Below are 11876 nucleotides of genomic sequence, written 5' to 3'. Positions count from 1 at the left end.
GCCTCAACTCTGCCACGGCCGCAATGAGGGGCGCTGGGCAGGGGATATGGCAGCTCCCGCAGGCCCGGCCATGCTGGCGCGCAAGGCCTGAGCCAGCTGGCCGTGATCGGTCTTGCCGCTGGCTGTCTGCGGCCAGTGCTCGCAGATCCACCATTGGCGAGGCACCTTGAAGGCTTCGGTGCGCTCGCGCAGCCACTGGTTCAGCTCCAGGGCCGTAGGCACCTCGGTCTGCGGCCTCCATTGCAGCACCGCGTGTACCTGCAGGCCGCGCAGCGCATCGGCCTGGCCGTGCAGCGAGACCTGGGCAATCGCCGGGTGGCTGGCCAGCAGGTTCTCCACTTCCTCGGGAAACAGGTTCTTGCCCTGGGTGACGATCATGCGGCTCTGGCGTCCTGCCAGGCACAGCATGCCGCGTTCGTCGATATGGCCCATGTCGCGCACGGACAGCCAGTCGCCATCGCGCAGCACGGCCGTGGCGTCATGGGCGTCGCCCACATAGTCCATGAACAGCATGGGGCTGCGGATATAGATCAGGCCGTCGCTGGCGTGGCTGGTGCCATGCTCGGCCAGCGCATTCTCGGCGGCATCGCTGCCGGTGGGGCGAATGGATAGCTCCACATTGCTGAACGGTCTGCCCACGGCCTGCGGGCCGCTGGCTTCGTCGGCATCCATCCAGGCGACAAAACTGGCTTCGGAGGCGCCATAGAACTCAATGATGCGGGCCTTGGGGAACAGGGCGCGCAGCGCCGGCGTGTGGGCGCGCATCCAGCGCGCGCCGCTGATGGTGATCAGTTCGACCTCGGGAATCGGTGCGAGCTGTCTATGCTGCGCCCATTGCAGCATCAGCAGCAACTGGCTGGGCACGGCGACAAGACAGGGGGTATCGCCGCCTGCCAGGGTTGCAAGACAGCGCGAGGCAGAGAACTTCTCCTGCATGACGGCGCCGCAGCCATACCAGATGCCTTGCATGGCTCCGAACAGAAACAGCGAGTGCGAGATGCGCCCCGGTGCCAGCGTGCGCTGGGCGACGACGGGGCCGAAATCCTGCAGGCCGACGCGAAAGCTCTCCGTCCACGACAGATGGTGGCGCTTGAAGCCCTTGGGCAGGCCGGTGCTGCCCGAGGTAAAGCCAGTATAGAAGGCTGCCGTCGGTGCCGCCGCATCCAGCTCGCAGGGCTGCTCAGGCAGCCAGCTTTCAATGCGCTGGCGCACGGCCGGTTGCCAGTCGGGGTCGGCGACTGCCGCGCAGCGGCCACTGTGGATCACGGCCAGAAAGTCCACCAGCCGCTCCAGCGTTGAGCGGTTGGCATCCAGCAGCAGCATTTGCGGCGCGCGTTGCGCCACCAGACGTGCCGAGCGCTGCTCGACCTCGGCATGCAGCTCTCCAAAGGTCCAGGAGCCGGCCTCGCTCTGCAGGGCCACCACATCGGGCCGGTGTTGCGCCCAATAGGCCAGCGGGCCATGAACCAGCTGCCACAAGCCCTGCAGCGGCGCCGCCGCGGACAGCGCGTTCACCGGCGACCGCCAAAACGCCAGTCAGGCATTCCGCGCGCCACGGTGTGGACGATGATGGCGCAGAGAACACATTTGATGAAGTCGCCGGGGACAAAGGCCAGCGTCACGGCAAAGGCCTGACTCAGGCTCATCTTGGCGATCAGCATCAGGCCCAGCACGCCAAAGGCATGCAGGCACAGCAGGCCGCCGATCAAGGAGGCGATGAAGGCGCTCAGCGCCGTGCGACGCGGCGTGCTCTGCGGCAGGGCAGCCATGACGGCGCCAGTAATGCCTGCGGCCAGCATGTAGCCGATCAGATAGCCGGCAGACGGTGCCATGAAGACTCCGATGCCGCCGCGACCGCCCGACAACAGTGGCAGACCTACGGCCACGGCCGCGAGAAACAGTGCCATGGACTGCAGACCGCGCCAGGGCCCGAGCATGACGCCTGCCAGCATCACGCCCAGCGACTGGATGGTGATGGGCACGCCGAACGGCAGGTCGATCTTGGGAATCAGGCCCATCACGGCCATCAGGGCGGCGAACAGCGATACCTGAGCCATGGAGCGTGCGCCGCCGCGCGATACGGTGTGAGAGGGTGTGGTAGTCATCAATGCTCTCCTAGAAACCCAGTCTTGCCCAGAGGGCGTCGGCCACACGGCGCGTGGCCTGCAGCATATGAATCGTCAGCGGTGCAATCAGGCGCAGGCCGCCGCTTTTGCCGGTGCGCAGGCGGTATGCCTCGTCCAGCTTTGTCCATTGCACAAAGAAATGTTCGGTAAAGCGCAGCATGAGTGCAAGCTGCATGGCCACGCGCTCGGTGGGGATGCCCAGGCGGGCCAGCGGGGCCAGCAGCCATTCCAGTACCTCGACTAGATCGCTGGGGCGGGTGGTGATGGTCAGCGCAATGCCCAGGGTCGAGGCGCAGACCAGCCGAAGGCTGCTGACGGTTGCCAGCACAGGGTTGCCCATGAAGACATGAAAGCCCGCCACCAGCAGTGCCGCGACGATCACCGAGCGCATCAGCCGGCGCGCCACCTGTGTGGCCTGACCCAGCGAGATCCAGAGAAGCAGGCAAGCCACGCCGCAGCCCGCCAACACCCAGGGGCTGGCTATCAGAAACAACAGCGTGCCAAAAACCGCCAGCAGCAAGAGCTTGAGGCCGGCCGACCAGCGATGCAGCCAGGTCGCAACTTCGCTGTAGAGACTACCCATGCAGATCTCCGTACGAGCTTTTCTTCAGCAACTGCTCCTGCACTGAGGTCTCGTAGGCGCTGCAGATGTCGCGGCCCGGGCCGTCGGCGCGCAGCCGGCCTTGCTCCAGCCAGATCACGCGCTCAAAGTCACGCACATGGTCGAGCACATGGGTGGAGACCAGCACCTGTTGCGGTGCGGTGGCAATATCCTGGGCCAAGCGGGCTTGACCGGGCAGGTCCAGGCTGGCGAAGGGCTCGTCCAGCAGCAGCAGTTGCGGTGCGGCAATCAGCAGCGAGAGCCAGCACACCTGCTGGCGCTGGCCCTGGCTCAGACTGCTGACAGCACGCTCGGCCCAGTGGGCCAGGCCGCGTGCGGCCAGCAACTCGCGCGCCCTGGCTCTGGCCTGCTGCTTGCTCAGGCCCTGGGGGCGAAGGCCCAGGGCCAGTTCTTCCTCCACGGTGGGGAAGATGATCTGATCGTCCGGATTCTGGAACATCAGGCCGATCAGGCCGGGCTTGTGCCGGCGGGCCTGCAGCAAGGGCATGCCATCCACCAGTACTTGTCCGGCCTGGGGCAGCTCGAGCCCGCAAAGCAGGCGAAACAGGCTGGACTTGCCCGCGCCGTTGTTGCCGATCACGCCGATGCGCTGTTCCGTCAGGGCCAGGTTCAAACCGTCAAACACCTGGGTCTGGCCGCGCTGCAGCCGTATGTCGACCAACTGCACGCCCTGTTGGGCGGGGCTTTGCAAACCGTCACTCATACATCAGCTCCGGCTGCTGGAATGGCAGGGCTGCAAGGTGCCGGGCTGGAATGTGGATGACAAGAAACGAAAAGGGCTGACATACGGAGGAGTCTGAAACCGTGCCCCGGCTTAAAACATACGAGGCAGCGCTGGTGGCGGATTCTAGCGCTGTGAATTTGCTTTCAAAAGCCCGCCATCTGAGCTCTTTTTATGTGAATTTCCTATAAGAAATGATTTCTTTACTTTGGGGAGTCACCTGTTGCCATTTGCCCTGCATTTCGTAGAAGTTGCACGCCTGATGGCAGCGTGTTGCAGAGTGAAGAATTTCTGTGTGTCGTTCATGCCTGCTTCAGGGGCTAACTTCGCTCAAACTGCACGAGCGCTAGCGTGAAGATTTGTGAGATTGGACGTGGATAGCCATGTTTTGACGTGGCTTGCACTGCTGAAGGGCGCAAGCTTGCTGGAGGCATCTATCGTCAGGCAGTCAAACCGGCGCGAGATTGGCGGCTTTCGGGCTCAAACAGGCAGTTTGCAGGCACCAAAATTTTTCTGAAGAAATCGCTTTTGAGCCGTCCGGATATAAAAAAGCGGGCTCTGGGCCCGCTTTTTGCTGTCCGGCAACTCGGATGACCTAGCTAGAACTGGTAGCTGAGGCTGGTTCCGGCCATCCATTGGCGCCCCGGGGCCGGTTCGTAGTAGCGGCCCTCGGGCTTGGTCGCTTCGTTGACGATGACCGAGCCCACATAGTTCTTGTCCGCCAGATTGTCGACGCGGGCAAAAGCACTGAGCTTCCAGGCGCCCAGGCGCCGGGTGTAGCCCACGCTCAGGCTGGCCACGTTGTAGCTGGGGGCATAGACCTGGTTCTTGTCGTCAGCGGCAATACGGCCCACATGACGCCAGTCCAGACCCACACGCCAGTCGGTGGCGGGAAGCCATTCCAGCCCCAGGTAGCCCAGATGTCTGGCCGTGCCGGCAATGCGGTTGCCGGCGGGAATGCAGTCCTGGCCCTTGCTGTCGCAATAGCCGCTGCGCAGACTGGCATCGAGCAAGGTCAGCGCGCCGTTTAGGCGCAACTGGGGCATCAGCCAGGTGCTGGTGCTCAGCTCCATGCCGCGGCGGCGGGTCTTGCCGGCATTCTGATAAGAGGTGCGGCCGTTGTCGTTGCTGGCCACCACGATTTCATCGTCGGTGCTGGTCTGGAACAGCGCGGCAGACCAGTCGCCGCGCAGGCCGGCCACATTGAAGCGTTGCTTGATGCCCAGCTCGGCACTGGTCGATACCGCAGGCTTGAGGCCGAAGTTCAGTCCGGGAAGCGGGTTGGGGCCAGGGCGGTATGAGATCTCGTTGAAGGTCGGTGTTTCCATGCCGCGACCCAGCGAGGCATAGACATTGATGTCCTGATTGAGCTCGTGATGGAGCGAAACAACCGGCAGCAGCTTATGGAATCCGGCATTGCCGCTGTCGTTGTTGTCGGCCAGGAAATGGTCGCGCGACTGGAACTGCACATTGCTCCAGCGCAGGCCGGCATCGAGCTTCCAGCGCGGTGCAAAGGCCCAGGAGGCTTGCAAATAGGGGTCTATGCTGGTGAGGGTATTGCGCTCGTCACGCACCAGCTCGCCGACCACGCCCAACTGGTTGCCCACAAAGTTCTTGTAGCCCTGGCGGTCTTCCCTGACAGTGTTGGCGGCCAGGCCCGCAATCAGGCCCAGGCTGCGGCTGCCCAGCTCGTATTTGCCGCTCCAGCGCGCATCGATGCCGCCATAGTCGCGCTTGAGACCGATCACCCCACCCCTGTAGCCGGTCTGCGATGCCTTGGGCGTGGACTGAAACTGCATCATTTCGCGCTGACCGGCATAGGCCATGAGGCGCAGCGCCTGGCCGCCGTCCAGCTGGCGCTCATAGGTCAGGCCGGCCTGGGTCTGCTTCACGCTTTTGCGCGAATCGTAGAGCATGGGGTTGGACGCCACAGCCTTCGGATCTGCCGCCCAGTCCTTGGGCGTGATGCCGCCGGGGTCCTTGGCATCGATGTCCACATGGTTGGCCACCAGGGTCAGCTGGCTGTATTCGTCGGGCTTGACATCGATGCGGGCGTTGAACAGGTTTTTGTCCGCCGCGCTCTGGGCCCGGTAGCCGTCGGTGAGGAAACGGCTGGCGCTGAGCACATAGCCAATCCCGTTGGCTTCGCCCTTGGCCTTGAGGCCCAGGCGCTTCTGCCCGTCGCTGCCCAGTGCAAAGCTGCTTTCCACCGAGGGCGCGCCCTCGCCGCGTTCGGTATAGGCATTGATCACGCCGCCAGAGGCGTTGCCGTAGAGCGCGGAGTAGGGGCCGCGCAGCACTTCCACGCGCTCCAGCGAGGCGATATCGATATTGTTGGTCTGACCCTGGCCATCGGGCATGGTGGAGGGGATGCCGTCCACATAGATCTGTATGCCGCGCACACCGAAGGTTGAGCGCGCGCCAAAGCCGCGAATCGACAGCTGCAGGTCTTGCGCGTAGTTCTGGCGGTTCTGCAACTGCAGTCCCGGAGCTGCGCTCAGGGACTCCGAGAGATTGACTTGCAGATTGCGCTCGCGCATGCGCTCGCCGTCGAGCACGGTGACGGAGGCAGGGGTCTGCTCAAGCGCGGACTCCTGCAAGGTGCTGCGCACGGTGACTTCGGACAACTGGGGCAGGTCCGGCTGGGCGGCGGCTTGCTGGGCCATTGCGGACTGTGCCGTCAGCAGCAGTCCGGCGGCGGCCACAGGCCAGCCTGCCAGATGACAAAGGCGCGAAAAATGCATGTGAATATCTCTGGGGCTCGGGGTGGACGTTCGGTGCCCTGGATGGCGCAAGCTCTGTTGACGGCGTTTCTTGCTACGGCGTGAAGCTCGCTCAGGCAGTGCGCGCCTGCGTCATTGTCGGTGCCATGGCAAGGTGCGTGTCGGGCACGCTCGCAATTTTTGCTCCGATTGTATTTGGGTGGTAATGTTTTAATGATTTCTACTGTGGATGACCTTCTTCTCCGTGATAGAGCATTACCCCAGGTTACAAGTGACGCGACTTTCATGCGGCGGCTCCGGCCCCTTGCAGCGATGCCGTTGGGGTAAGATGGCGCCGCGCTCCGGGGTGCACGCCAGTGCTGAGATCTACACCCGCGAACTTGACCCGGTTCATACCGGCGGAAGAAGAGCTTGCAAGCTGACCTCCGGGCAGTGCGTTCTCGCATGGTCAGCAAGCCTTCGGAGCATGATGTCCCCGCTCTCGAAGGAATTTCATGGACAAGGCCGCTTCGCTGGTCGCCGATCTGCTTGCTTTCATCGCAATGGATGACTGCACCGACGACCAGTTCAATCAACTCGCCCTGCGCCTTTTCGCCTACCAGTACGAATGCAATGCGCCGTTTCGCAGCTTTTGCCAGCGACGCGGTGCCACGCTGCGCAATGTCAGGAGCTGGCGCGATGTTCCGGCCGTGCCCATCGATGCCTTCAAGGCCATGGAGCTGCGCAGCGAGCCGCCGTCGCCCGCCGAGCGCGTGTTCATGACCAGCGGCACCACGGGCCGCGCTGCGCGCGGACGTCATTTTCATCCGCAGCTCGATGTCTACGACCTGTCCATGAAGCGCTATTTCGCCAGACGCTTCATGCAGGGTCTGGAGCGCATGCCCATGGGCATTCTGTTTCCCGATGAGCAGGCCATGCCCAATTCCTCGCTGGCTCACTATCTGGCACTTGCCCAGTCCGAATTCGGCTCGGCAGGCAGCCGCTACTATCTGAACTCGGAAGGGCTGGACATGCCTGCCCTGTGTGCCGCGCTGGAAGAGTCCGAGCGCAGCGGCCAGCCCTTTGCATTGCTGGGCGCGAGCTTCAGCCTGGTCCATGTGATGGATGCCCTGCGTGCGCAGGGCCGCAGCTTTCGCCTGCCCGCAGGCAGCCGCGTGCTGGATACGGGCGGCTACAAGGGGCAGTCGCGCGAGCTGCCGCTCGAGCAGTTCTATGCCGAGCTTTCCCAGCTGCTGGGCGTGCCGCGCAGTCTGTGCATCAATATGTATGGCATGACCGAGCTGAGTACCCAGTTCTATGACGATGGCAATGCGGTGCTGCCTTCGGTCAAGTCCGGTCCGCACTGGATCCGCTCGCGTCTGGTCGAGCCGATCACCGGCAGGGACGTGGCAGCTGGTGAGCGCGGCATTCTGGTGCATTGCGATCTGGCCAACTACAACGCGGTGACCACCATCCTGACCGAGGATGTGGGCCTGTGGGCCGGCCCGCAGGAAAAAGACGGTTTTTTGCTGCTTGGTCGCGCCGAGGGTGCTGTCGCCAAGGGCTGCTCGCTGGCGGTTGAAGAGTTTGTGAAAGCTGCCGGCGCATGAGCGAGCAGCGCAAGCTACAGCGTATCAAGGCTGGCTATCTGCCGGGCCTCGGCGACGACGAAGTGCAGTGGCAGACGCTGGACTTCGGGTCCCGCGACGGTCAGAGGCTGGAAGTCAGCGTGCCCGTGCTGACGGCGCCGCAGATGCAGGCACTGGCCTGTCGTGTGCGCAAGGCTGCGGCTGCCCATCTGCGCCCCATGCCGGTGGCCGAGATCATCGATGCCATCGATCGTGCGATGGCCCGCCTGCTGGACCGTAACGACATCCATCGCCAACAGGCCGAAGCCTGGCTGCCCGTGGTCAGCGGCTATGACTCCGATATGGTGCGGCTGGGGCTGACAGGATTTTTCAAGACCTTTCGTGCGGCGCAGCTCAAGCGCTTTGTGGCCGAGGATTTTCCCAACCCGGCAGTGCTCGACGGCTTTCAGCCGGCAGCCAAGGGCGGAGCCGTACGTGCTTTCGGCCCGGATCTGCTGGTGCATAGCTGGGCCGGCAACGTGCCTGCGCTGTCGCTGTGGAGCTTTGTCTGCGGCTTGCTGGTCAAGGCCCCGGCGATCGGCAAGCTGGCCAGTGCCGAGCCCTTGTTTGCGGGGTGGTTTGCACGCTTGCTGGCAGAGGTCCACCCGCCGCTGGCCGATTGCCTGGCCGTGGTGTGGTGGCGCGGTGCAGGTGGCGAGGAGGCCGACGCGCTCTATGCCCAGGCCGATACGGTGCTGGCCTATGGCGGCAACCAGACGCTGGATGCGCTGCGTCGTCGCCTGCCCGTGACGACGCGCTTTTTGCCCCATGGCCACAAGCTGGGCTTTGGCCTGATCGACGCGCAGGCGCTGGATACGCTCAAGGCTCCTGGCATGGCAAGGCTGGCCGCCTGGGACGTGATGCGCTATGACCAGCAAGGCTGCTACTCGCCCCATGTGTTCTATGTGCAGCGTGGGGCGCCGGTTTCGCCGGGTGCTTTTGCCGACTATCTGGCGGCCGAGCTTGCCAATCTGCAGCGACGATTCGCACGCCGCGAGCTGGATCTGGAAGAAGGGGCGGCGCTGGCCCGCTGGCAGCAGAACATGGAGTGGGGCGGTGAACCTCACCAGCTGCTGGGGCCGGTGGATGCGCCCTGGAGCGTGGCCTACAGCGAGAGTCTGCAGCCCCTGGCACCGACCGCGCTGTACCGCACGATTGCCGTGGTGGCCGTGGACCGGCTCGATGCCGTGCTGCCCGTGGTGGCCGCTCAGCGTGACTATCTGCAGACCGCAGGCATTGCGGCCGGCCCCGAAGAGCTGTACCGCTTGGCCGGGCTGCTGGGCGCGGCTGGCGTCACGCGCATCAGCGCCATCGGCTCCATGAGCATGCCCGAGGCGGGCTGGCACCATGACGGGCGCTTCAACCTGCTGGATCTGGTGCGCATGACGGAGATCGAGCAGTCGGCAGAACTGGCGGCCCAGCCGCTGGCCGATTATGCGGATTGAGGGGGCGGGTACGGTCGTGGCATTCATGGAGTTCAAGCAGGCCCGATTCAGCTACCCGGGACGAGTGCCCGTGGTGGATGGCGTGGACTGGCAGGTCGGGGCCGCAGAGATCCACTGCCTGCTGGGGCGCAGCGGCTGCGGCAAGACCACGCTGCTCAAGCTGGCGGCAGGCCTGCTCAGGCCTCAGTCGGGGCATGTCTTGCTGCGCGGCAGAGAACTGGCAGCGCCGGGGCCGCAGCTGGGCTTTATGTTCCAGGCACCGACGCTGCTGGATTGGCATACGGTGATCGACAATGTGCTGCTGCCCGTGTCGCTGCAGCGCAAACCCACGCAGCAGGACCGACAGGCGGCCATGCAGTTGCTGGAGCAACTGGGCCTTGCCGAACATGCTTCGCTCTATCCGCGCCAGCTCTCGGGCGGTCAGCAAAGTCGCGTGGCGCTGGCGCGAGCCCTGATTCTGGAGCCGCCGCTGCTGCTGCTCGACGAGCCTTTTGCGGCGCTGGATGCCATTACGCGTGCCGAGCTGCAGGACGATTTGCTGCGCACCTGCCAGCGCCATGGCACGACGGTGCTCTTTGTTACCCACGACATCAACGAGGCCGTCTATCTGGGCGACCGCATTGCACTCATGCATGGCGGCCGCATCGTGGACGACTGGTCCGTCGAGCTGCCACAGCCGCGCCAGCAGAGCCTGCGCCACGGTGCGGCGTTCAACGACTATTGCGCGCGCATTCGCGCATCCATGGACCGAGGTTGCGCATGAGCAGCTTGCTGAACAAGACACATTGGCTGTCCGCCTCGCTTTTGGTAGCCGTTCTTGCAATATGGGAGCTGGCTGCGAGGCAATTTGGCTTGTCGGCGCTGGTGTTGCCCGCGCCCTCGGCGGTGGCGCTGTCGCTGTGGTCGGGTCTCGCGTCCGGCTATTTCTGGCCGCATCTCTGGGCTACCTTGCAGGCCTTGCTGCTGGGGCTGCTCATAGGCAGTGCCGTGGGCTTGCTGGCTGGCATGGCTCTGGCCGAGTCCGAGTTGCTGGAGCGCGTGCTCAAGCCCTATGTGGTGGTTAGCCAGGTCGTGCCCAAGCTGGCTCTGGCGCCGCTGTTCGTGCTGTGGTTCGGCTTCGGCATGCTGCCGACGGTGCTGATCACGGCGCTGATCTGCTTTTTCCCATTGATGGAAAACACATTGACGGGCCTGCGGCAGGTGGATGGCCAGCGCCTGCAGCTGTTTCGCATGCTGGGCGCAACCAGGCTGCAGACCTTGCTGCGCCTGAAACTGCCGACCGGGCTGCCCGCGATTCTGGCCGGGCTGCGCGTGGCTGTCGTGCTGGCCCTGGTCGGTGCCGTGGTGGCCGAGTTCATGGGTGCAAGCCAGGGCCTGGGCGCCGTGGTCATTGCCGCACAGGGAATGATGGACACCACGCTGATGTTTGCGGCGCTGGTGCTGATTGCCGTCATGGGTCTGCTGCTGTATCAGGCCTGCCTTGTTCTGGAGCGCTATTTGCTGTGCTCCCATCACTTTTCAACCTCGCAGTCGGGCGATCAGGCCTGATTGCATCTTCAAACCATTTGTCATGCACTCCAGCAACCAGACTTCGTTCATCTCTCGCCGCAGCCTGCTCGGCGCCTGTGCAGGCCTGAGCGGCCTTGCCATGACCGGCACCAGCATGGCGGTTCCTCTGCAGGGCAAGATTCGCCTGGCCGGCTGGAGCAAGCCCATCAGCGAGATCACCAATATTCTGGTCGAGCCCGAAAAAGGCTTCTTCAAGGCGAACGGCGTGGAACTGGCCTATCTGCCCGGAGCGGGCGGCGGCGATGCGATTCGCAACATCCTCAGCGGCCAGGCCGACGTGGCGTTTACCGACCCCGGTTCCTTCTTCATGGCTCTGGACAAGGGTGAGAAGCTGGTGGCGATCTACGACATCTATCCGCAGAACGTGTTCAATGTGGTTTCGCTCAAGTCCTCGGGCATTCGCAAGCCCGCGGACCTCAAGGGCAAGAAGATCGGTGTCTACAGCCTTGCCAGCGGCACGCGCCAGAACCTGTTGGTGATGCTGCATCAGGCCGGCCTCAAGGAGTCGGATGTGAGCATTGTCGTGACCGGCCTGTTGAACTTTGCGCCCCTGATGCAAGGGCAGGTTGACGCCACGGCCGCCACGGATACCGGCCTGGCTGTGGGACTGCGCAAGGGCATCGGCGAAGTCAATGTGATGCAGGTCAGCGACCACCTCAATATGTCCAGCGACATGTTTGTGGTGCGCGAGGAGGTGTTCCAGCAGAAGAAGGACTTGCTCAAGGCATTCGTCAAGGGCTACCGCGAAAGCGCTGCCTGGATGATGGCGAATCCCGAGGAGGCCTCGGTGCTGGCCAGCAAATATGCCATCGACGGCACGCGTCGCGATATCAATCTGGATGTGATCCGCCTGCGTAACGCCTCTTCCATGCCGGCAGTCCAGGGCCAGCCGCTGGGCAGCTTCGATATGGCTGCGCTGCAAAAAGGTGCCGATGCCTATCGTGCGCTGGGCATGGTGCAGCGTCAGATCAAGGTGGCGGATGTGGTTGTGCCGCTGTAAATCTCCCCCTGGAGGCGCGTTGCCTGGGCGGCCTCGCGCCTTGGGGGAGGACAGCATTGCAGT

Annotated in this window: 10 protein-coding genes; 5 read left to right on the top strand and 5 right to left on the bottom strand. The window is 63.9% G+C overall.

Translation table 11 applies throughout. From position 1 onward, the window contains the following. Positions 1 to 3: 3 nt before the first annotated feature. The 5 genes from V8Z78_RS01545 to V8Z78_RS01525 all read right to left on the bottom strand — a co-directional run bounded on the left by V8Z78_RS01545 (position 4) and on the right by V8Z78_RS01525 (position 6213). Positions 4 to 1515 (bottom strand): AMP-binding protein, encoded by a 1512-nt coding sequence (locus tag V8Z78_RS01545; RefSeq protein WP_349730771.1) that lies wholly within the window; start codon positions 1513 to 1515, stop codon positions 4 to 6. Continuing rightward, on the bottom strand, positions 1512 to 2105 hold the full coding sequence (locus V8Z78_RS01540; RefSeq protein WP_003070053.1) for a biotin transporter BioY: 594 nt from the start codon (positions 2103 to 2105) through the stop codon (positions 1512 to 1514). Before V8Z78_RS01540 ends, V8Z78_RS01545 begins: the two co-directional genes overlap by 4 nt. A 10-nt stretch (positions 2106 to 2115) precedes the next feature. Beyond that, a complete protein-coding gene (locus tag V8Z78_RS01535) occupies positions 2116 to 2709 on the bottom strand; it encodes an energy-coupling factor transporter transmembrane component T family protein (protein WP_003070052.1) in 594 nt (197 codons plus the stop codon). Next, positions 2702 to 3451 (bottom strand): energy-coupling factor ABC transporter ATP-binding protein, encoded by a 750-nt coding sequence (locus V8Z78_RS01530; protein ID WP_349730770.1) that lies wholly within the window; start codon positions 3449 to 3451, stop codon positions 2702 to 2704. The genes V8Z78_RS01535 and V8Z78_RS01530 overlap by 8 nt, the downstream gene beginning before the upstream one ends. Positions 3452 to 4068: 617 nt before the next feature. Next, positions 4069 to 6213, bottom strand: a complete 2145-nt coding sequence (locus V8Z78_RS01525) for a TonB-dependent receptor family protein (protein WP_349730769.1) — start codon at positions 6211 to 6213, stop codon at positions 4069 to 4071. 473 nt (positions 6214 to 6686) lie between these two features. Between V8Z78_RS01525 and V8Z78_RS01520 the strand changes: the two genes are divergently transcribed. The 5 genes from V8Z78_RS01520 to V8Z78_RS01500 are packed head-to-tail and all read left to right on the top strand — an operon-like array spanning position 6687 to position 11813. After that, entirely contained in the window at positions 6687 to 7781 is a 1095-nt protein-coding gene (locus V8Z78_RS01520) for a LuxE/PaaK family acyltransferase (protein ID WP_280008195.1), read from the top strand. Beyond that, complete coding sequence (locus tag V8Z78_RS01515) at positions 7778 to 9244, top strand: acyl-CoA reductase (protein WP_349730768.1); 1467 nt, start codon at positions 7778 to 7780, stop codon at positions 9242 to 9244. The genes V8Z78_RS01520 and V8Z78_RS01515 overlap by 4 nt, the downstream gene beginning before the upstream one ends. 25 nt (positions 9245 to 9269) lie before the next feature. After that, complete coding sequence (locus V8Z78_RS01510) at positions 9270 to 10007, top strand: ABC transporter ATP-binding protein (RefSeq protein WP_223305728.1); 738 nt, start codon at positions 9270 to 9272, stop codon at positions 10005 to 10007. Next, entirely contained in the window at positions 10004 to 10792 is a 789-nt protein-coding gene (locus V8Z78_RS01505; protein ID WP_003070878.1) for an ABC transporter permease, read from the top strand. Before V8Z78_RS01510 ends, V8Z78_RS01505 begins: the two co-directional genes overlap by 4 nt. A 22-nt stretch (positions 10793 to 10814) precedes the next feature. After that, entirely contained in the window at positions 10815 to 11813 is a 999-nt protein-coding gene (locus V8Z78_RS01500; protein WP_003070876.1) for an ABC transporter substrate-binding protein, read from the top strand. Positions 11814 to 11876: the final 63 nt, after the last annotated feature.

This window comes from Comamonas sp. wu1-DMT, assembly GCF_040187805.1.
Taxonomy (GTDB): Bacteria; Pseudomonadota; Gammaproteobacteria; order Burkholderiales; family Burkholderiaceae_C; genus Comamonas; species Comamonas thiooxydans.
Note: the sequence above shows the minus strand (reverse complement) of the source record. Positions and strands in the feature narration are given on the sequence as shown.